The 20520-nt window shown below is 72.6% G+C and carries 17 protein-coding genes; 10 read left to right on the forward strand and 7 right to left on the reverse strand.

The annotated features are described in order from the left end of the window. Positions 1 to 4 precede the first annotated feature (4 nt). The 3 genes from ACZ7N4_RS12960 to ACZ7N4_RS12970 form a co-directional block, all read right to left on the reverse strand. A complete protein-coding gene (locus ACZ7N4_RS12960) occupies positions 5 to 1357 on the reverse strand; it encodes an ABC transporter substrate-binding protein (protein ID WP_471357307.1) in 1353 nt (450 codons plus the stop codon). 129 nt (positions 1358 to 1486) lie between these two features. Next, a complete protein-coding gene (locus tag ACZ7N4_RS12965; RefSeq protein ID WP_471357309.1) occupies positions 1487 to 2485 on the reverse strand; it encodes a LacI family DNA-binding transcriptional regulator in 999 nt (332 codons plus the stop codon). 169 nt (positions 2486 to 2654) lie between these two features. Beyond that, positions 2655 to 3326, reverse strand: coding sequence for an MmyB family transcriptional regulator (locus tag ACZ7N4_RS12970; protein WP_471357312.1), 672 nt, complete (start codon positions 3324 to 3326; stop codon positions 2655 to 2657). A 241-nt stretch (positions 3327 to 3567) separates the two neighbouring features. On the opposite strand from ACZ7N4_RS12970, the gene ACZ7N4_RS12975 reads away from it, so the two are divergent. After that, positions 3568 to 4224, forward strand: coding sequence for a helix-turn-helix domain-containing protein (locus tag ACZ7N4_RS12975; protein WP_471357315.1), 657 nt, complete (start codon positions 3568 to 3570; stop codon positions 4222 to 4224). Positions 4225 to 4402: 178 nt separating this feature from the next. Beyond that, positions 4403 to 4633: a hypothetical protein gene (locus tag ACZ7N4_RS12980; RefSeq protein WP_471357317.1), complete on the forward strand. Its 231-nt coding sequence runs from the start codon at positions 4403 to 4405 to the stop codon at positions 4631 to 4633. 776 nt (positions 4634 to 5409) lie between these two features. Here ACZ7N4_RS12980 and ACZ7N4_RS12985 read toward each other — a convergent pair. Together ACZ7N4_RS12985 and ACZ7N4_RS12990 are read right to left on the reverse strand one after the other, a co-directional pair. Next, positions 5410 to 6090 (reverse strand): 4'-phosphopantetheinyl transferase family protein, encoded by a 681-nt coding sequence (locus ACZ7N4_RS12985; RefSeq protein WP_471357320.1) that lies wholly within the window; start codon positions 6088 to 6090, stop codon positions 5410 to 5412. Next, positions 6038 to 6943, reverse strand: a complete 906-nt coding sequence (locus tag ACZ7N4_RS12990) for a metallophosphoesterase family protein (RefSeq protein ID WP_471357323.1) — start codon at positions 6941 to 6943, stop codon at positions 6038 to 6040. Before ACZ7N4_RS12990 ends, ACZ7N4_RS12985 begins: the two co-directional genes overlap by 53 nt. A gap of 455 nt (positions 6944 to 7398) precedes the next feature. Here ACZ7N4_RS12990 and ACZ7N4_RS12995 point away from each other — a divergent pair, with 455 nt between their 5' ends. Next, complete coding sequence (locus tag ACZ7N4_RS12995) at positions 7399 to 8511, forward strand: ATP-grasp domain-containing protein (protein WP_471357325.1); 1113 nt, start codon at positions 7399 to 7401, stop codon at positions 8509 to 8511. A gap of 384 nt (positions 8512 to 8895) precedes the next feature. Here ACZ7N4_RS12995 and ACZ7N4_RS13000 read toward each other — a convergent pair whose 3' ends face one another. Continuing rightward, positions 8896 to 10233 carry a 6-phospho-beta-glucosidase gene (locus tag ACZ7N4_RS13000; protein ID WP_471357327.1) on the reverse strand — a complete coding sequence of 446 codons (1338 nt, stop codon included), beginning with the start codon at positions 10231 to 10233 and terminating at the stop codon, positions 8896 to 8898. A 302-nt stretch (positions 10234 to 10535) separates the two neighbouring features. Between ACZ7N4_RS13000 and ACZ7N4_RS13005 the strand changes: the two genes are divergently transcribed. From ACZ7N4_RS13005 to ACZ7N4_RS13015, 3 genes are all read left to right on the forward strand, one after another. Further along, positions 10536 to 11942, forward strand: a complete 1407-nt coding sequence (locus ACZ7N4_RS13005; RefSeq protein ID WP_471357330.1) for a glycoside hydrolase family 16 protein — start codon at positions 10536 to 10538, stop codon at positions 11940 to 11942. A 68-nt stretch (positions 11943 to 12010) separates the two neighbouring features. After that, positions 12011 to 13057 carry a zinc-binding dehydrogenase gene (locus ACZ7N4_RS13010; protein WP_471357333.1) on the forward strand — a complete coding sequence of 349 codons (1047 nt, stop codon included), beginning with the start codon at positions 12011 to 12013 and terminating at the stop codon, positions 13055 to 13057. After that, a complete protein-coding gene (locus tag ACZ7N4_RS13015; RefSeq protein ID WP_471357336.1) occupies positions 13044 to 13418 on the forward strand; it encodes a MerR family transcriptional regulator in 375 nt (124 codons plus the stop codon). The genes ACZ7N4_RS13010 and ACZ7N4_RS13015 overlap by 14 nt, the downstream gene beginning before the upstream one ends. Positions 13419 to 13509: 91 nt before the next feature. On the opposite strand, the gene ACZ7N4_RS13020 is transcribed toward ACZ7N4_RS13015, so the two are convergent. After that, positions 13510 to 14532 carry a helix-turn-helix domain-containing protein gene (locus ACZ7N4_RS13020; RefSeq protein ID WP_471357339.1) on the reverse strand — a complete coding sequence of 341 codons (1023 nt, stop codon included), beginning with the start codon at positions 14530 to 14532 and terminating at the stop codon, positions 13510 to 13512. 146 nt (positions 14533 to 14678) lie between these two features. On the opposite strand from ACZ7N4_RS13020, the gene tkt reads away from it, so the two are divergent. From tkt to opcA, 4 genes are read left to right on the forward strand one after another with little or no spacing between them, the layout of a single operon-like run. Then, positions 14679 to 16754 (forward strand): transketolase, encoded by a 2076-nt coding sequence (tkt, locus tag ACZ7N4_RS13025; protein ID WP_471357342.1) that lies wholly within the window; start codon positions 14679 to 14681, stop codon positions 16752 to 16754. Between the two features lie 17 nt (positions 16755 to 16771). Beyond that, positions 16772 to 17917 (forward strand): transaldolase, encoded by a 1146-nt coding sequence (gene tal, locus ACZ7N4_RS13030; protein ID WP_471357346.1) that lies wholly within the window; start codon positions 16772 to 16774, stop codon positions 17915 to 17917. Beyond that, on the forward strand, positions 17914 to 19596 hold the full coding sequence (gene zwf / locus ACZ7N4_RS13035; RefSeq protein WP_471357349.1) for a glucose-6-phosphate dehydrogenase: 1683 nt from the start codon (positions 17914 to 17916) through the stop codon (positions 19594 to 19596). The genes tal and zwf overlap by 4 nt, the downstream gene beginning before the upstream one ends. Next, entirely contained in the window at positions 19593 to 20519 is a 927-nt protein-coding gene (gene opcA, locus ACZ7N4_RS13040; protein WP_471357351.1) for a glucose-6-phosphate dehydrogenase assembly protein OpcA, read from the forward strand. The genes zwf and opcA overlap by 4 nt, the downstream gene beginning before the upstream one ends. Position 20520 lies beyond the last annotated feature (1 nt).

Genomic DNA, 20520 nt, shown 5'->3' on the forward strand with positions numbered 1-20520 from the left:
GCGGTCAGCTCCGGGCCAGAACGCTGTCGATCTTCCCGGACGCCTCCTTGAGGAGCTGGTCGGTGTCGGCGTCCTTCTCGGTCAGGACGGCGGAGACGACGGAGTCGAGGACGGAGTAGATCTGCTGGGCGTGCGGCGGCTCGATCTTCAGCCGGAGCCTGTGGTTGCCGTCGAGGAACGCCTGGTAGTTCCCCACCGGGACGTTGGCGTTGGCCTTCTTGGCCCGCTGGTCGGTGGCGTCGGCTGCGCCGGTGAACAGGCGCGGCTCGGGCAGGCCGACGGGGGCGTCGTGCTTCCTGGCGCGCGCGTAGTCGCCGAGGAAGCCCTTGCCGGGGGTGAGGAACATGTGGTCGAGCCACTTGAGGCCGGCGCGGATCTGGGCGGGCGTGTCGTGCTTGGCGAACATGTAGCCGTCGCCGCCGATGAGGGTGCCCTCGCCGCCCGGCATGGGGGCCAGGGCGAGGTCCTTGTAGCTGCCGCCCTTCTCCTTGACCAGGATCGGGATGTTGTCGGGGGCGGCGAGGTACATGCCGAGCTTGCCCGAACCCATCATCTGCTGCACGTCGTTGATGACGAGGAGCTGCTTGCTGCCCATCGAGTCGTCGGTCCACCGCATGTCGTGCAGGTTCCGCAGGACGGCGCGGCCCTCTGGGGTGTCGACGGTGGCCTTCTCGCCGTCCGCGCTGACGACGTCGCCGCCCTGGGAGTACAGCTCGGCGGTGAAGTGCCAGCCGCCCTGGTTCTGCGCGCTGTAGTCGGCGTAGCCGACGGTGCCGCCGCCGAGGGCGGCGATCCTCTTCGCGGCGGCGCGGACCTCCTCCCAGGTGGCGGGGGGCCTGTCGGGGTCCAGGCCGGCCTTCCGGAAGAGGGCACGGTTGTAGATCAGACCCATGGAGTAGCCGGTGCGCGGGATGCCGTAGACCTTGCCGTCCACGGTGTAGATGTCCCGCAGCTGCTTCTGGACGCTGTCGTAGTGCTTCAGTTCCTTGAGGTACGGGGTGAGGTCGGCGGCCTGGCGGATGTCGACGACGTGCCGCGCGTCGGTGAAGTACGTGTAGAAGACGTCCTCCATCTGGCCGCCGGCGAGCTTGGCGTCGAAGGTCTTGGGGTCCTGGCAGGGGAAGGCGTCGTGCGCGACGACGTCGATGTCCGGGTGCGCGTCCTCGAACGCGGCGACGTCCTCCTCGAAGAAGGCGCGGTCCACTCTGGCGCTCTTCGGCGGCTCGCAGTTGACGGTGATACGCGTCCTGCCGCCCGCCGAGCCGCCGTCCCCGGACCCGCAGGCGGTGGCGGCGAGGGCGAGCGAGGAACAGACGCCGATCGCGAGGACGGTACGGCGGAACCCGGTGCTTCTCATCGGTGGACCCCTCATGGCACTCGTGGCAGCAGCGGTGGGCGCCGCACACTCAAGCACCGCCGACAGCGGTCCCGCAAGATGTCGCGCAGAATTTGCAATTGTTGGACAGCTGACTGGATCTTTGCGATTTCAGCCGCGCGGGGCTTGCCCGGTGGAGCCGCGGACCACCAGCTCGGGCTCGAACAGCAGCTCCTCGGCGGGTACCGCGGTGCCGCCGATCCGCGCGTTCAGCAGCTCCACGGCCGCGCGCCCCATGGCCTCGATGGGCTGGCGGACGGTGGTCAGCGGGGGCTCGGTGCAGTTCATGAACGCCGAGTCGTCGTAGCCGACGACCGAGATCCGGCCCGGGACGTCGTACCCCTTGCGGCGGGCGGCCCGTACGGCGCCGAGCGCCAGCGGGTCGGAGGCGCAGACGATGCCGGTGACACCCCGGTCGATCAGCCGGGAGGCGGCGGCGTGACCGCCCTCCAGGGAGAAGATGGCGCGTGCGACGAACTCCTCGGGCAGATCGCCGGCGATCTCCCGGGCGGCGGCCAGTTTGCGGGCCGAGGGCACGTGGTCGCCGGGGCCGAGGAGCAGGCCGATGCGCTCGTGACCGAGGGAGGCCAGGTGCCGCCAGGCCTGTTCGACGGCTACGGCGTCGTCGCAGGACACGCCGGGGAAGCCGAGGTCCTCGATGGCCGCGTTGACCAGCACCACCGGGATGTTCCGCTCGGCCAGCAGCCGGTAGTGGTCGTGCGGCGCGTCGGCCTGGGCGTAGAGACCGCCGGCGAACACGACCCCGGAGACCTGCTGCTGGAGCAGCAGCTCGACGTAGTCCGCCTCCGACACCCCGCCCTTGGTCTGCGTGCACAGCACGGGGGTCAGCCCCAGCTGGGCGAGGGCGCCGCCGATGACCTCGGCGAACGCCGGGAAGATGGGGTTCTGCAGCTCGGGCAGGACGAGGCCGACCAGCCGGGCGCGTTCGCCGCGCAGCTGGGTGGGGCGCTCGTAGCCGAGGACGTCGAGGGCGGTGAGCACCGCCTGCCGGGTGGCTTCGGAGACCCCGGGCTTGCCGTTGAGCACCCGGCTGACGGTGGCCTCGCTGACCCCGACCTTTTTCGCCACTTCCGCAAGTCGTCGCGTCATGCGCGCAAGAGTAGCGCAAGCGATGCAAACGGCTTGCGTAACGGAGAGGCGGAGTGCCGGAGAAGCGGAGTGCCGGAGGAGCGTGGCGGGTGCGGCTGGGGGCCGGGTGGGGGGCGGGGTGGTGTGCCGGCCCGGCGCCGTCGGCGACCTGAACGCCGACGGTGCCGGGTCAGTTCCCGGGTGACGGGACGACCGCCAGGTGGGAGGGCGCGCCCCGCGGGCGGCGCTGCCGGCGTACCGGGGCGGCGGACCGGCGGGGGTCACGCAGGATCATCGTCAGACGCCGGTAACCCAGCTCCAGCAGGGGCTGCGACGTCTCCTCCACGATGCGGCACTCGGTGCGCCCGCGGCGCGGGTCCGGGTGGTGCAGGAGGCGCACGGCGCCGTCGAGACGGGTCGCGGCCTCGCCGACGGCCCGGATCCAGTGCGGCAGGCCCTGCCGGTAGGCGGCCTCCATGATCGGGTCCTGGGCGATCTCCCGGCGCAGTGCCTGGAGTTCGTGGTCGTGGGCGTGCGTCTCCAGTGCGGACCGGATCTGGGCCAGCATGGGCAGGCACCAGCCGGGCTCGTGCTCGCCGAGGATCTCGCCCGCGTCGGGATGGAAGAGGACGAACCTGAGGAAGTTCTCGCCCGGCATGGCCGTCGGATGGGGGCGCACGCCCTGGAAAAGTGTCTCGAACGCGCTGTTGGCCATGACCACGTTCCAGTGGCGGTCCACGACCAGCGACGGACAGGCGAGGTACTCCAGCAGCGCTCCGTAGTCCTGAAGGTAAGCCTGGGTCTCGCAGGTCTCGGGGACGGGCCGCGGTGCCGGCCGCTGCCCTCCTGCCTGATGTGCCATCGGGAGGTCACCCCTCTTGCCTCTGCGGCCTTTCTCGCGGCGATGCGATCCTGCTGCCCCGGCAAGAGTCGTGTCAACTATCGTGGCATTTCGTGCCGGTTGACGGCTGAAATTCGCCACAGTTGTGGCGACACCTGGATGTGAGTTCGAGACACCGGCTACTCTCCGGGAAGTTCACGGCGATCGCTCGTGAGAAGCACGGCCGCATCTGAAGCCCTCTAGAGACGTAGGAGTTCTGTCGGTGACGGATGGCTACGAGGATCCGGGCGCCTCGGCGACCGCCCAGCTGCCGGCCGTCGTCGCCCGCGTCACCGCGCTCGCCGACCGCCTCGGTGTGCCGCATACCGAGGTTTTCGACGTCGGGCGGCTCTCCACCGCCTGCGGGGTGCCGGAGCCGGTGGTGAGGGCCCTGCTGAGCGGCCGGCCCGCGGGCGAGCCGGACGTCCAGGCCCGCTTCCTGCAGCGCCTGGACCTGCTGCGCCGCACGCGGCTGAAACCGAACGGCCGCAAGTACACCCAGCAGGAGATCGCCGACGGGGCCGGCATGTCCCGCCAGCAGGCCGGCGCCCTGATCAACGGCGACCGGCGGCCCACCATGGAGCACTGCGACGCGTTGCAGCGGTTCTTCCGGGTGCACGCCGGGTTCCTCACCGCGGAGGACCCGGAGGCGCTGGCGGGTGCGCTGCAGCGTACCGAGCAGGAGTTGCTGCAGAAGCTCGCGGACCGGGAGCGGGCCGCCGCGGAGACCGCGGAGGATCCGCTGGAGCGGCTGCTGCAGGACCACGGTGTGCGCGGAATCGCCTGGCGGGCCGCGCAGTTGCCCACGGACCAGCATCGGGACAAGGTCGCCGAATGGCTGGACATGCTCCTGGAGAGCGTGAAGCGGCCCGAATCGTGACGCGGGGGCCGGTGCGGGGGCGGACGGTTCCTGGACGGATGGTTCCGGAACGTTTCCGCCTCGGCTAAGCGGGCTAACGGGCGCGGAGCCAGACGGCGTTGTCAGTGGTGGGCGGCAAGCTGGGGGGTGTGCGCCGCAGGGCGCGTGACCGTGACGCCTACTCGGGGAGAGCCGACCGATGCCCACCGCCGTACTGACCGACCGTGAGCGTACCGCCGTCCAGGCCTACCTGCGGCTGCTGCACACGGTGCGGGCCGCCTTCGACGGGCCACCGCACGAGGCGCGTCCCGCCGTCGTTCCGCCCAGCGTCCTCGCCGAGGCGGAACAGGCCCTGGCCCGCGCGGGCCTCGCGGGCAACGAGGAGGCGTTCTTCCGGCTCCTGCGCGACTGGTGCCCCCCGCCGGCGTGAGCCTCCGGCGGGTCCGCACCTCCGCCCCGGTCGGGAGACCCGTCCGCCCCGATCCCCTTCCGGCACCACACCGGCCCCGCCTGCGTCCGGCGGACACACCCCGCCCCGACTCCGTCCGGGGGCGCGCCGGCCCCGCGCGTGTCCCGGGGACACACCGGGACCGGACCCCGTCCCCGAGGCACGCCGGGGGCCGGACCCCGTCCCGGTGACACCTGCCCCGCGTCCCGGGGGGTGACCGGGCCGCCGGTGGGACCGGCCGGGCCCTGCGGACCGCCGGTGCCGCCGTGGCCGCCGGGTCCGACCCGTCCGGGAACGCGCGGGTGGAGTAGTGCCGGGGGCGGCCGGGGTGGCTGTGCCGGGGGCGGGCCGGCTGTGCCGGGGGCGGGCCGGCTGTGCCGGGGGCGGGCGAGGCCGCGGTGCCGGGGGCGCCGGTGGAGCGGTGCCGGGGGTGCCGATGGCGGTGGACCGTGCCGACGCGGAGGCGGTGGCGGTGGCTACGGTAGAGCGGTGCTGGCGCGGAGGCGGTGGAGCGGTGCCGGGAGCGCCGGGCGGGTGGTGTCGGGGACAGCGCCGGTGAAGCGGTGTCGGGGGCGCCGGTGGCGGCGGAGCTGTGCCGAGGCGGAGGCGGTGGTCCGGCGGGGCGGTGCCGGGGCCACAGCGCGCCCGGAGCACCGGTGGAGCGGTGCCGGGGAACGCCGGTGGTGCCGGGTCGGCGCAGAGGCGGTGGAGCGGTGCCGGGAGCGCCGGGCGGGTGGTGTCGGGGCGGGCCGGGTCGGTCAGGTGTGGGGTATGACCACCGACGTGGCCACCACGCCCTCCCGTACCGCCCAGCGGCCCTCGAAGGTCTGGAGGTGGTGGCCGTCGATCACGGGGCCGGGGACGAGGAGTTCGGCGTGCAGGGTGCCGTACTGGTCGCCGCCGGCGTCCGGGCGGAGGGTGATGTCGGCCTCGGAGAAGTCCAGCCACTTGCGGGTGAGCGGGAACCACGCCTTGTAGACGGACTCCTTGGCGCTGAACAGCAGGCGGTCCCAGTGCACGGCGGGCCACCGCGCGGCCAGCTGGTCGAGCCTGGTCGCCTCGGCGGGCAGGAAGACCGAGGCGCCGACGCCCTCCGGCAGCGGACCGTGCGGTTCGGCGTCGATGCCGAGGGAGACGAGGTCGGCGGCGCGGACCAGCGCGGCGGCGCAGTACCCGTCGCAGTGGGTCATGCTGCCGACGATCCCGTCGGGCCAGCCGGGAGCACCCCGCTCGCCGCTGAGTACCGGCTGCGGCGGCACGCCGAGCTTCTCCATCGCGCGCCGGGCACACCCGCGCACGGCCGCGAACTCGCGCCGCCGCTTCGCCACCGAGCGGGCGACGAGCGCCTCCTCCGCCGGGTAGAGCGGGGTCTCCCACAGCGGGTCGTCAGCCCGTGCCTCCACGGCCACGACCGACTCCGGGAGCAGCTCCTCGATCACCTGCTTCGACCTCCATCGGGAGAACGCGGCGCAGCCTCCCCGGGGGGTCCGGGCGCTTGCGCCACTCGCGCGGGTATCCCACGGAGGCCTCCAGGAAGCGGACTCCGTCTTGCCAGGTGGTGCGGGGGATGTGCAGATGGCCGTAGACCATGGTGGCGACGCGGAACCGCCGGTGCCAGTCGGCGGTCAGCGTGGTGCCGCACCACATGGCGAACTCGGGGTGCCACAGGACCTCGGTGGGGTGCCGGTGCAGCGGCCAGTGGCCGGCCAGCACCGTCGGCAGGTCCGCGGGCAGCTCGGCGAGCCTGCGCTCGGTCTCGGCGACCCGCGCCCGGCACCAGGCCTCACGGGTCGGGTAGGGGTCGGGGTGCAGCAGGAACTCGTCGTTGCAGACGATGCCCGTGCTCTCGGCGTAGGCCAGGCCCTCGGCCTTGGTGGTGGAGCCGGCCGGCAGGTACGAGTAGTCGTACAGCAGGAAGAGCGGGGCGACGACGACCGGGCCGCCGGGGCCGTGCCACACCGGGTAGGGGTCCTCCGGGATGACGACGCCCAGCTCGCGGCAGACCTCGACCAGATGCTCGTAGCGGGCGACGCCGCGCAGGGTGACCGGGTCGCTCGGATGGGTCCACAGTTCGTGGTTGCCGGGTGCCCACAGCACCTTGCGGAAGCGGCTCGCGAGCGTGCCGAGGGCCCAGCGGACGTCGGCCACGGTCTCCGCGACGTCCCCGGCCACGATCAGCCAGTCCTCGTCGCTCTGCGGACGCATGCCCTCGATCAGGGCGCGGTTGTCCGGATAGCTGATGTGCAGGTCGCTGATGGCCAGCAGCTGTCCGGCCCCGGCCGTCGACTCCACCCGCGCACCCCTTCCGATCATCCGATGACACAACGAGAACACATCGACCGGCCCCGGGACAAGGGGATCCTGTCCGCGTGTCAGCTTCCGGCGGGTCGGCACGGACTGCCGGTCCGCGCCCGCGCGGTACCGCGTCACGCCGGTCCGCGCCCGCGCCTCACCGCCCTGCGCCCGCGCCTCACCGCGCCGCGCCCGCGCCGTCCCGCGTCACGCCGACGACCGCACGCACGATCTTGCCGATGGCTTCGCCCGTGGCCACGGCTCTGTCCGTGATCAACAGGGCCGGAAAACCGTGACACCCGCGTTGCACGAGCGGCCTCGGGAAAGCCGTATGATCGCCCCGACACCAGCGCCCTCAACTCCCCTTTCGACGGGGCCGTTTGGTGACCCTTCCTCCCCCCTGCCCGGGCACGGGCCGCTCCGCCCTGCCCGCACACCCCCGAAAGGCGGCCTGCATGCTCTCTCGCGTACGCGTCTGGCTCAACCGCACGTACGCGGAGAACGTGTTCTTCATGGATCAGCTGCGCAGAAATCCCAGCGATCGCGCGGTCGAGATCCACGCCACGCACGGCGACCCCGACTCGCCCGTGCTGGCCGCCGCCGACACCGCCGACCTGGAGCCGGAGGACCTGTCACCGGCCGCGTACGTCGAGTACGCCCTCGACCAGTGCGTCCGGCGCGGCATCGACGTGTTCGTGCCCCGGCTGCACCAGGCCGCGATCGTGGCGCACCGCGCCGACTTCGCGGCGGCCGGTACGGCGCTGCTGGCGCCGACGCCCCAGGCGGTCGCCGTCTTCGAGGACAAGGCGACCGCGTACGAGGCGGTGCGCTCGGTGGGCGTGCCGGTCCCGCCGTGGCACCGGGTCCGGACGGCGGACGAACTCCTCGCGGCCGTTGAGGAGTTGGAGGCGTCCGGGCACCGGGCGTGCTTCAAGCCCGCCGCCGGTGCGGGCGGTGTGGGCTTCCGGGTGATCACCCGGTCCCCTTTCTCGCTCGCGCACCTGACCGGCTTCCCCGGCCCCCACGTCCAGCTGGACCTGGTCCTCGACGCGCTGCGGCGGGCCGAGGCGCCGGTGGACTGGCTGGTGATGCCCCGGCTGGAGCAGCCCGAGGTGTCCGTCGACTGCCTGACCGGGCCGGACAACCGGGTACGGCTCGCGGTGGGCCGTACCAAGAACGGCCGCCGCCGGGGCTTCACCCTGGACGAGCGGTGGCTGGCGCCGGCCCGGCTGATCGCGGAGGGCTTCGGCCTGCACCACCTGTCCAACATCCAGTTCCGCGTGCTCGGCGACCGCCCGGTGCTGCTGGACGTCAACACGAGGCCCGCGGGCGGGCTGCACCAGCTGTCGCTCTGCGGGGTGAACGCCCCTTGGGCGGCGGTGCGGTTGGCGCTGGGCGAGGACCCCGGGGTGATCGAGCCGCCGTTCCTGGGGCAGGACTACACGGTGGTGTCGGGGCCGCGCCCGCTGTCACCCGCGACGCTTCCTCGGCAGCGGGGGGAGTCGCCCGACGTTCTGCTGCCGGCCGTGCCGGCGCCTGTGCAGGCGGCCCAGGTGCTGCCGCTCTAGGTACCGCGCCGGGCGCGGGTCCGCCGTGGCCGCTCGCCTGCGGTTGCTCCCGACCGTGCGACGGATCCGCGCATCGGGCGGATCCGCGCATCGGGCAGATCCGTGCATCGGGCAGATCCGTGCATCGGGCAGATCCGGGGCACCGCGGCCCTCAGGTCCGGAGCCGGCGGCTCCGCCGGGGCCCCCGGCGGGAGGCCAGGCCCCACAGCCCGCAGGGCGCCGTCGGGTACCAGGGAGGTGGGGGCTGTCCGGCGCCGTGCACGGCCCCGCATCGGGCGGAGCCCCGCCCCCCGGTCGGGGCACCTCCCCCGACGGTACGGGCCCGTCCCGTCGGACGGGCCTGCGCGCACCCCGCGCGCGGCTCGCCCGGGGCGGTCCTCGTGCTCATCCCAGGTACGCCAGGCCCGGGTGGACCTCGGTGTAGCGCTCGACCAGCCGGCGGGCCACCGTGACCGAGTCGACCAGCGGATGCAGGGCGAAGGCCTTCACGGCGGTCGTCCGGGAACCGGACTCGGCGGCGGCCAGCACCTCGCGCTCGACGGCCTTGACCGAGCACACCAGGCCGGTGGCGTGCGCGGGCAGCGGGTCGGCGGCGAGCGGGTGGGCGCCGCTCGCGTCGACCAGGCACGGGACCTCGACGACCGCGTCGGCGTCGAGGACGGGCAGGGTGGAGCGGTTGCGGACGTTGAGGATCAGGGTGGCACGCTCGTCCCGGGCGATGGCCCGCATCAGCGCGAGGGCGACCTTCTCGTACCCGCCGGACAGGTCCTCGGCCTCGCGTTCGCCCGCGCCGGCGCTCTCCCGGTTCTCGGCCATGTAGGTGGCCTCGCGCTCGGCGCGGGTGCGGTCCCAGGCGCGCAGGGCGGAGCGGCCGGTGTCGGCCGCCTCCTCGTAGAACCGGGCCTGCTGGTCGCGCAGGAAGGCGCCCCGGGTCTGCTCGGCCTCCTGGTAGGCGCGGACCGTCTCCCGGTTGAAGTAGTAGTAGTGCAGGTACTCGTTGGGGATCGCGCCGAGGGAGCGCAGCCAGTCGGGGCCGAACAGCCTGCCCTCCTCGAAGGAGCCGAGCAGCGCGGGGTCGCCCAGCAGGCGCGGCAGTTCGTCGCGTCCGGCGACCCGGAGGCCGCGCACCCAGCCGAGGTGGTTGAGGCCGACGTAGTCGACGAAGGCCTCGTCCGGGTCGGCGCCGAGGACGCGGGCAATCCGGCGGCCCAGGCCCACCGGGGAGTCGCAGATGCCGATGACGCGGTCGCCGAGGTGGCGGGACATGGCCTCGGTGACCAGGCCGGCCGGGTTGGTGAAGTTGATGACCCAGGCGTCCGGGGCGAGACGGGCCACGCGCCGGGCGATGTCGACGGCGACGGGGACCGTGCGCAGCCCGTAGGCGATCCCGCCCGCGCCGACGGTCTCCTGGCCCAGCACGCCTTCCGCGAGCGCGACCCGTTCGTCCTCCGCCCTTCCCGCGAGACCGCCGACCCGGATCGCGGAGAAGACGAAGCCGGCGCCGCGCAGCGCCTCGTCCAGGTCGGTGGTGGCGGTCACCGTGGGCGCGTCGGGGATGCCGGCGGCCTGCTCGGCCAGGACCCGGCTCACCGCACGCAGCCGGCGCTCGTCCGGATCGTGCAGCACCACCTCGGTGACCCGCCCCTCGGCGCGGTCGGTCAACAGCGCGCCGTACACCAGGGGGACCCGGAATCCGCCGCCGCCCAGAATCGTCAGCCTCACGCCCGCACCTTTCTCCACGTCTGCACCCTAGTAGCAGTGCCACGACCGGCGCGGCGCGCCGGCACGCTCATCGGCCCCCTCCTCCTCGATGTGACGGACGCCCGCCGGACCGCACGGTCTGAGCGGAGACGGGCGGCTTCACCGCCTGAACTCCGCGTGCCCACACGGACTTTCCTTGCTTCAAGGGTTGACGGTCACCGGGGCGGGGAGCACATTGGCGGCACCGTTGAGAGCGCTCTCACGCCAGCGCATGGGAGCGCTCTCACGCCTCCCTCGCACCCTTCGTACCCGAGAGGCTCCCCATGAGCGCACCCTCCGGCATCCCCAGACCCCGCCCGTCGCACCGCCCGCTGCGCCGGGTGTTCGGCGCCGTCGCCGCCACACTCTGCCTCGCGGCGGCCCTCGCCACGGCCGCCACCGCGCCCGCCGACGCCTCCGCGCCCGCCCCGCCCGCGGGCTGGACGCAGGTCTTCGCGGACGACTTCAACGGCGCGGCCGGCTCCGGTGTGAACACCGCGAACTGGCAGTACGACACGGGGACCTCGTACCCCGGCGGAGCCGCCAACTGGGGCACCGGCGAGGTCGAGACGATGACGTCGAGCACCGGCAACGTCTCCCTGGACGGCAACGGCAACCTGCTCATCACCCCGCGCCGCGACTCCGTCGGCCACTGGACCTCCGGCCGGATCGAGACCACCCGCACCGACTTCCGGCCCCCGGCGGGCGGAAAGCTGCGCGTGCAGGCGCGGATCCAGATGCCCAACGTCACCGGCGCGGCGGCGAAGGGTTACTGGCCGGCGTTCTGGATGCTCGGCGCGCCGTTCCGCGGCAACTACTGGAACTGGCCGGGCGTCGGCGAGCTGGACATCATGGAGAACGTCCAGGGCCTGAACACCGACTGGGCCACCATGCACTGCGGCACCAACCCGGGCGGCCCGTGCAACGAGACCTCCGGCATCGGCAACTCCACCTCCTGCACCGGCACCACCTGTCAGGCCGGCTTCCACACCTACGCGATGGAGTGGGACCGCTCGACCAGCCCGGAGGAGATCCGCTTCTCCCTCGACGGCGTCACCTTCCACACCGTGCGGGCCAACCAGGTCGACGCGACGACCTGGGCGAACGCCACCAACCACGGCTACTTCCTCATCCTCAACGTCGCGATGGGTGGCGGTTTCCCGGACGCGTTCGGCGGCGGCCCGGACGGCGGGACCGAGCCGGGCCACCCGATGGCCGTCGACTACGTGCAGGTCCTGCAGTCCTCCGGCGGCGGCACCACTCCCCCGCCGTCCGGCAACCGGGACGCCTACAGCGCCATCCAGGCCGAGTCCTACGACGGCCAGTCCGGCGTCGTGGCGGAGACCACCACGGACACCGGCGGCGGGCAGGACATCGGGTCCCTCGCGAACGGCGACTGGGCGTTGTACAAGGGCGTCGACTTCGGGTCCCCGGCGGCCAGGCAGTTCTACGCGCGGGTGGCGAGCGGCGCGGCGAACGGGGTCAGCGGACTGGTCGAGGTGCGCCTGGACAGCCGTACCAACGCACCCGTCGGCAGCTTCGCCGTGGGCAGCACCGGGGGCTGGCAGTCCTGGCGGACGGTGCCGGCCAACATCGGTGCCGTGACCGGCACGCACGACGTCTACCTCACCTTCACCAGCGGCCAGCCGGCCGACTTCGTGAACGTGAACTGGTTCGACTTCGGTCACTGAGAGGGCACGGAACCGGCGGCGCCGGGGAGTTGACCTTCACGCATGCGTCAACCCCTAGCGTCGCCGGCATGACGACCACACCGGCCCCTTCCCGTACGGGCCTCCAGGCCCGCCTCACGGCCCGCCCGCGCGGACTGCCCGCGCCCGGCGACATCGAGCCGACCGAAGTGCCCGTACCGGAACCGGCACCGGGCCGGGTCCTCGTCCGCAACCTGTTCCTCTCCCTCGACCCCGGCATGCTGCTGCTGATGGCGGAGGACGCCCGGCTGCCGCTCCCCCGCTACGAGATCGGTGCGCCGATGCACGGGGACGCGGTGGGCGAGGTCCTCGTCTCCGCCCACCCTGCCCTCTCCCCGGGCGACCTGGTGGTGCACCGGCTGGGCCGGCGGGAGTACGCGGTGGCCGACGCCGGGGCGTTCCGGCGGGTCGACCGGGACGCCTATCCGACCCCTTCCCTGCACCTCGGTTTCGGGCTCGTCGCCTATGCGGGCCTCGTGGAGGCGGCCCGGCTCCGGCCGGGGGACACGGTGTTCGTGTCCAGCGCGGCCGGCGCGATCGGCGGTCTGGCCGGGCAGATCGCCCGGCTGATGGGGGCGCGGTGGGTGATCGGCAGCGCCGGCTCGGCGGCGAAGGTCGCGTACCTGACCGAACGGCTCGGTTTCGACGCGGCCTTCGACCACCACGACGGCCCCGTCCTGGACCGGCTCCGCGAGGCCGCACCCGACGGTATCGACGTCCACTTCGGCAACGTCGGCGGTGAGCAGCCGCGGGCCGCGGTCGAGGTGATGAACGAGCACGGCCGGATCGCCCTGTGCGGGGCCCTGCACCGGCAGTCCACGGGACTGCCCGATCCCGGGCCCGGCGATCCGATGACCGTCATCGCCAAACGGCTGACCCTGCGCGGCTTCACGGTCCGCGAACACCAGGACATGGCGGCGGAGTTCGCGGAGCGGTTCCGGGGCTGGCCGCGGGACGGATCGATCGGGTACGACGAGACGGTGGTCGACGGCCTGGCCGGGGCCCCGGCCGCGCTGGCCGACCTGGTGCGCGGCCGGTACACCGGGAAGACCGTGGTCCGGCTGGGTGTTGGGGGCGGTTGTGATGCTCATCGGTGAACTCGCCTCGACGACGGGTACGACGACCCGGACCCTGCGGTACTACGAGGAGCGGGGTCTGCTGGATCCGGGGCGGACCGCGGCCGGGTACCGGGTGTACGGGCCGGAGGCGGTCACCCGGGTCCGCAAGGTGCGGGACCTGCTCGCGTCCGGGTTCACGGTGGAGAACGTGAAGTCCTTCGTCCGCTACCTCGACAGCGGCCTGCCGGAGGTGTTCGCGTACTCGGATTCCTGCGCGTCGCACCACGAGGTGGGCGCACGCCGGGTGGCCGAACTCCAGGAGCGCATCGAGTCCCTGACGCGGATGCGCGACACCCTCGTCCACCGGATGCCCTGGCTGACCGGCGAGCCGGTGCGGTAGGCCGGTTCCCTCCCGGGCCGGCTCACGGGATGCCGCCGGATGCGCGGGCGGGGACGCCGGCGACGGGGTCCGGCACCGCGGAGGGTACGGCCTACCGCAGCTCCGCCCGGAACCCCACCGGCGTCTGCCCGGTGTGCAGGTGGAAGAACTTGGAGAAGTTGGCCGCGTCGGGGAAGCCCACGGCCGCCCCGACGCGGCCGATGGGCAGGTCGGTGTGGGCGAGGAGGCGTTTGGCCTCCAGGACGACCCGTTTGTCGATGAAGCCCTTCGGTGTCTCGCCGGTGGCCGCGCGGACGGCGCGGACCAGGGTGCGGCGGGAGTAACCGAGGGCGTCGGCGTAGGCGCTGACGCTGTGGTTGGTGGCGAAGCCCCGCTCGACGGCGTCCCGGAAGCGGGTGAAGGTGCTGTCGGTGTGCCCGCGTGAGGTCTCCGCGGAGCTGGCGGCGAGGTGGGCGAGGCGCAGCAGGGCCGCGGTCAGGGTGTGCCGCAGGACGGCCGTGTGCAGGCTGAGCGGGAGCGTGGCGGTGTCCTCGTACTCGCGGCGCAGTTGGTCGAGGGCCGCCTGGAGCGCGGTGAGCTGCGCCGGGTCGGGGTGCAGCAGGGGCGGCAGGTCGTAGCGGTACAGGCCGGTGGCCTCGACGGTGGCACGGGGCAGGAAGCCGGGTTGCATGGTCAGGACGGTTCCGCGGTACACGGACTCGCGGGAGAACCGGTGGACCTGTCCGGGGCGGATCCACAGCAGGTCACCGGCGTCGGCCTGGTACTCGGTGAAGTCGATCATGTGCCGTACGGGGCCGTCGGTGAAGAGCATGACCACGTGGAAGTCGATGCGGTGGACGCGGTGCAGGGGGGCGTCGGCGTGCCAGGTGTGGTCGGTGCCCATGGGGCCGACCTGCATGCCGACGCCACCGACGGCCAGTTCGGCAGGGAAGGGGAAGGTTCTGATCCCGTCAGCCTCGCTGACCCCGTCAGCCTCGGCCGGACCGCTGTCGCCACCGGTGGCACGGCCGCCATCGCCACCGCCCGCACGGCCGCCATCGCCACCGCCCGCACGGCCGCTGTCGCCACCGGCTCGGCCCCCGCCGTCGCCGTCTTGGCCTCTTATGGCTGTCATGTCCTTTTCGTGCCGTCCCTGTCGCGTGATCACTGTCCCAGATTCACCACAGGCTGACACACCCCGACCTTTCTTCGAAAAAGTCAGACTTTTAAGTTTGAACGCGTCCGGCCAGCCATCCCGTACCGAACGAGGATTTCTTGAAGATGACCACCCAGACTTCCGACAGCTTCGAGTGGACCGACCTCGACCGGCGCGCCGTGAACACCGCCCGGATTCTGGCGGCCGACGCGGTACAGAAGGTGGGCAACGGGCACCCGGGCACCGCGATGAGCCTGGCGCCTGCCGCGTACACGATCTTTCAGAAGGTGATGCGACACGACCCGGCCGACCCCGAGTGGACCGGCCGTGACCGCTTCGTCCTCTCCCCCGGCCACACCTCGCTGACCCTGTACACACAGCTGTTCCTCGCCGGGTACGAGCTGGAGCTGGACGACCTGAAGGCCTTCCGCACCCAGGGTTCGAAGACGCCGGGCCACCCCGAGTACGGGCACACCGCCGGTGTGGAGACCACCACCGGCCCGCTCGGCCAGGGCGTCGCGAACGCCGTCGGCATGGCGATGGCCGCCCGCTACGAGCGCGGCCTGTTCGATCCCGAGGCCCCCGAGGGCGACTCCCCCTTCGACCACACCGTCTGGGCGATCGTCTCCGACGGCGACCTGCAGGAGGGCGTCTCCGCCGAGGCCTCCTCCCTCGCCGGCCACCAGAAGCTCGGCAACCTGGTCTTCCTCTACGACGACAACCACATCTCCATCGAGGGCGACACCGCGACCGCCTTCTCCGAGGACGTGCTGAAGCGCTACGAGGCCTACGGCTGGCACGTGCAGCGCATCGAGCCGGAGGAGAACGGCGACGTCGACGTGCACGCGCTGTACGCGGCGCTGAAGGCCGCGCAGGCGGAGACCGAGCGGCCGTCGATCATCGCGATGCGCACGATCATCGCCTGGCCCGCCCCGAACGCCCGGAACACCGAGGCCGCCCACGGCTCCGCGCTCGGCGCCGAGGAGATCGCCGCCACCAAGCGCGTCCTCGGCTTCGACCCCGAGCAGTCCTTCGAGGTGGCCGACGAGGTCCTGCGGCACACCCGGCGGGCCCTGGACCGGGGCGCCGAGGCGCACGCGGCCTGGGACAAGCGGATCGCCGAGTGGCGTGCCGCCCGGCCCGAGCGGGCCGAGCTCTTCGACCGCGTCGCCAAGGGCGAGCTGCCCGAGGGCTGGGAGGACGGCATCCCGGTCTTCGAGGAGGGCGAGTCGGTCGCCACCCGCGCCGCCTCCGGCAAGGTCCTGCAGGCGCTCGGTCCGGTCCTCCCGGAGCTGTGGGGTGGCTCCGCCGACCTCGCCGGCTCCAACAACACCACCATCGACAAGACCAGCTCCTTCCTGCCGAAGGGCAACCCGCTGCCCGAGGCCGACCCGTACGGCCGTACCGTGCACTTCGGCATCCGCGAGTTCTCCATGGCCGCGGCGATGAACGGCATCGCCCTGCACGGCAACACCCGGATCTACGGCGGTACCTTCCTCGTCTTCTCCGACTACATGCGCAACGCCGTCCGGATGTCGGCGCTGATGCAGCTGCCGGTGACCTACGTGTGGACGCACGACTCGGTCGGTCTCGGCGAGGACGGCCCCACCCACCAGCCGGTCGAGCACCTGGCCTCGCTGCGCGCGATCCCGGGTCTGAACGTCGTCCGCCCGGCGGACGCCAACGAGACCGCGGTCGCCTGGGCCGAGATCCTGAAGAGGCACGCCACGCACCCCGCCCCGCACGGGCTCGCGCTCACCCGCCAGGGCGTGCCGGTGTACGCGCCGAACGAGGACGCGGCCAAGGGCGGCTACGTACTGCGCGAGTCCTCGACGGAGGTCCCGGAGGTGATCATCATCGCGACGGGCTCCGAGGTGCAGCTGGCCGTGGCCGCGCGCGAGCTGCTGGAGGCCGAGGGGACCGGCACGCGGGTGGTGTCCATGCCGTCCGTGGAGTGGTTCGAGGAGCAGCCGCGCGAGTACCGCGAACGGGTGCTGCCGCCGGCCGTGAAGGCCCGGGTCGCGGTCGAGGCCGGTATCGGCCTGACCTGGTACCGCTACGTCGGCGACGCGGGACGCATCGTCTCGCTGGAGCACTTCGGTGCCTCCGCCGACGCCAAGACCCTGTTCGCCGAGTTCGGCTTCACCCACGAGAACGTCGCCGCCGCGGCCCGCGAGTCGCTCGCCGCGGCGCGCGCCTGACACCGACACAGAGAAAGATGAGCACAGTGACCGAAGCAATCGCGACCCCGGGAGCCCTCAAGCGCCTCGCCGACGAGGGCGTGTCGATCTGGCTGGACGACCTGTCCCGCAAGCGGATCACCTCGGGCAACCTCGCCGAGCTGGTGGCGAGCGGAAGCGCCGTCGGTGTCACCACCAACCCGTCCATCTTCCAGGCCGCCATCGGTTCCGGCGAGGGCTACGAGGAGCAGCTGGCCGACCTCGCCGTACGGGGTGTGACGGTCGACGAGGCCGTACGGATGATGACGACCGCGGACGTGCGCGACGCCGCCGACATCCTGCGTGACGTGTACGACACCTCGGGCGGCCGGGACGGCCGGGTCTCCATCGAGGTCGACCCGCGCCTCGCCCACGACACCGGGGCAACCGTCGCCGAGGCCAAGCAGCTGGCCTGGCTGGTGGACCGGCCCAACGTGATGATCAAGATTCCGGCGACCCGGGCGGGCCTGCCGGCGATCACCGAGGTCGTCGGCCTCGGCATCAGCGTCAACGTGACCCTGATCTTCTCGCTGGAGCGCTACCGCGAGGTCATGGCCGCCTACCTGGCCGGCCTGGAGAAGGCCCGCGAGCGGGGCGTCGACCTCGCCACGATCCACTCGGTGGCGTCCTTCTTCGTCTCCCGCGTCGACAGCGAGATCGACAAGCGGCTGACCGCCCTCGGCACCGACGAGGCCCTCGCCCTCAAGGGCCGCGCGGCCCTCGCCAACGCCCGCCTCGCCTACGAGGCCTACGAGGAGGTCTTCGCCTCCGACCGCTGGCTGTCGCTCGCCGGTGCCGGGGCGAACAAGCAGCGCCCGCTGTGGGCGTCCACCGGGGTGAAGGACCCCGCGTACAAGGACACCCTGTACGTGGACGAGCTGGTCGCCCCGGGCACCGTCAACACCATGCCGGAGGCCACGCTGATCGCGGTCGCCGACCACGGCGAGATCACCGGTGACACGGTGACCGGCGGCTACCCGCAGGCCCGCGCCGACCTGGCGGCCGTCGAACGGCTCGGCATCTCCTACCGCGAGGTCGTCCAGCAGCTGGAGGACGAGGGCGTCGCCAAGTTCGAGGCGGCCTGGCAGGACCTGCTGGACGCCGTGGCCTCGTCCCTGAAGAGCAAGGGAGCTGACGCCCGATGACCGACAACGCACCCTCCGACAACGCACCCTCCGACAACGCGCCCTCCGGCAACGCGCCCTCCGCCGAGGCGCCCGCACCGCAGGCACCCGAGCCGCAGGCGTCCGCACCGCAGGCGTCCGCACCCGAGGCGGTGCGGGTCCCGGTGGGTCCGGCCGCCGACTGGGAGAACCCGCTGCGGGACGCCCGCGACCGCCGGCTCCCCCGCATCGCCGGCCCGTCGGGACTGGTCATCTTCGGGGTGACCGGCGACCTGTCCCGCAAGAAGCTGATGCCGGCCGTCTACGACCTGGCCAACCGCGGTCTGCTGCCGCCGGGCTTCTCCCTCGTCGGGTTCGCCCGCCGCGAGTGGGAGGACCAGGACTTCGCGCAGGTCGTCCACGACTCCGTGCGCGAGCACTCCCGCACCCCGTTCCGCGAGGAGGTGTGGCAGCAGCTCGCCGAGGGCATGCGGTTCATCCCCGGCGACTTCGACGACGACACCGCGTTCAAGCAGCTGAAGGACGCCGTCGAGGAGCTGGACGCCTCCCGCGGCACCGGCGGCAACTTCGCCTTCTACCTCTCGGTGCCGCCGAAGTTCTTCCCGAAGGTCGTGCAGCAGCTGAAGAAGCACGGCCTGGCGAGCCCGCCGCAGGGCTCCTGGCGCCGCGCGGTCATCGAGAAGCCGTTCGGGCACGACCTGGACAGCGCGTGCGAGCTGAACGCGATCGTGCACGAGGTGTTCGAGCCGGACCAGGTGTTCCGGATCGACCACTACCTCGGCAAGGAGACCGTCCAGAACATGCTGGCGCTGCGCTTCGCCAACCAGATGTACGAGCCGATCTGGAACCGGTCGTACGTGGACCACGTGCAGATCACGATGGCCGAGGACATCGGCATCGGCGGCCGGGCCGGCTACTACGACGGCATCGGCGCCGCCCGGGACGTCATCCAGAACCACCTGCTCCAGCTGATGGCGCTCACCGCCATGGAGGAGCCCATCGCGTTCGACGCGGAGGCGCTGCTCACCGAGAAGCTGAAGGTGCTGAAGTCGGTGCGCCTGCCGGAGGACCTGGGCCGGCACACCGTGCGCGGGCAGTACGCGGCCGGCTGGCAGGGCGGCGAGAAGGTCGTCGGCTACCTCGAAGAGGACGGCATCGACCCCGAGTCGAAGACCGACACCTTCGCCGCGGTCAAGCTGGGCATCGACAACCGCCGCTGGGCGGGCGTCCCCTTCTACCTGCGCACCGGCAAGCGGCTCGGCCGCCGGGTCACCGAGATCGCGGTGGTCTTCAAGCGGGCCCCGCACTCCCCGTTCGACTCCACCGCCACCGAGGAGCTGGGCCAGAACGCGATCGTCGTCCGCGTCCAGCCGGACGAGGGCATGACGGTCCGCTTCGGCTCGAAGGTGCCGGGCACGTCGATGGAGATCCGGGACGTGTCGATGGACTTCGCCTACGGCGAGTCGTTCACCGAGTCGAGCCCGGAGGCGTACGAGCGGCTCATCCTGGACGTGCTGCTGGGCGACGCCAACCTGTTCCCCCGTCACCAGGAAGTGGAAGAGTCCTGGAAGATCCTCGACCCGATCGAGGAGTACTGGGCGGCGCACGGCAGGCCGGCGCAGTACGCGTCGGGCAGCTGGGGACCGAGGGAAGCCGACGAGATGCTCGCACGAGACGGACGGAGCTGGCGCAGGCCATGAAGATCGACCTGACCGACACCACGGCAAGCAAGATCAACAAGGCGTTGGTGCAGGGCCGCCGCGCCATCGGTACGCCGGCCGTGGGCATGGTCCTGACGATGGTCATCGTCACGGACGAGGAGAACGCCTACGACTCGATCAAGGCGGCCGAGGAGGCCTCGCACGAGCACCCCTCGCGCACCCTGGTCGTCATCAAGCGGCACGCCCGTACCCTGCGCGACCGCACCGCCTCCCGGCTGGACGCGGAGGTCCGGGTCGGCTCCGAGGCCGGCACCGGCGAGACGGTCGTGCTGCGCACCTACGGCGAGGTCTCCGACCACGCCGACTCGGTGGTCCTGCCGCTGCTGCTGCCGGACGCCCCGGTGGTCGTGTGGTGGCCGGTGGACGCGCCGGAGGCACCCGCGAAGGACCCGCTGGGCGCGCTCGCCCAGCGCCGGATCACCGATCTCTATGCCGTCGACCGGCCACTGGAGGTCCTGGAGTCCCGCATGCGCAACTACGCGCCCGGCGACACCGACCTCGCCTGGACCCGGCTGACTTTGTGGCGGTCGATGCTGGCCGCCGCCCTGGACCAGGCCCGGGTGAAGGTGACCTCGGCGGCCGTCGAGGCGGAGGCCGACAACCCCAGCGCCGAGCTGCTCGCCCGCTGGCTCCAGGCCCGCCTGGGCGTCCCGGTGGACCGGGTGCACAGCGCCGGCCCCTTCGTGACGGCCGTACGCCTCGGCACCGCGAACGGCGAGATCGTCGTCGACCGCCCCGCGGGCCCCCTGGCCACGCTGACCCTGCCGGGCCAGCCGCCGCGCACCCTCGCCCTGAAGGTCCGCGCCACATCCGAACTGATCGCCGAGGAACTGCGCCGCCTCGACGCCGACGAGATGTACGCCATCGCCCTCCGGGGCGAGGGCACCAAGGAGAACGCCTGAG

The organism is Streptomyces sp. NPDC107654 (genome assembly GCF_055639035.1).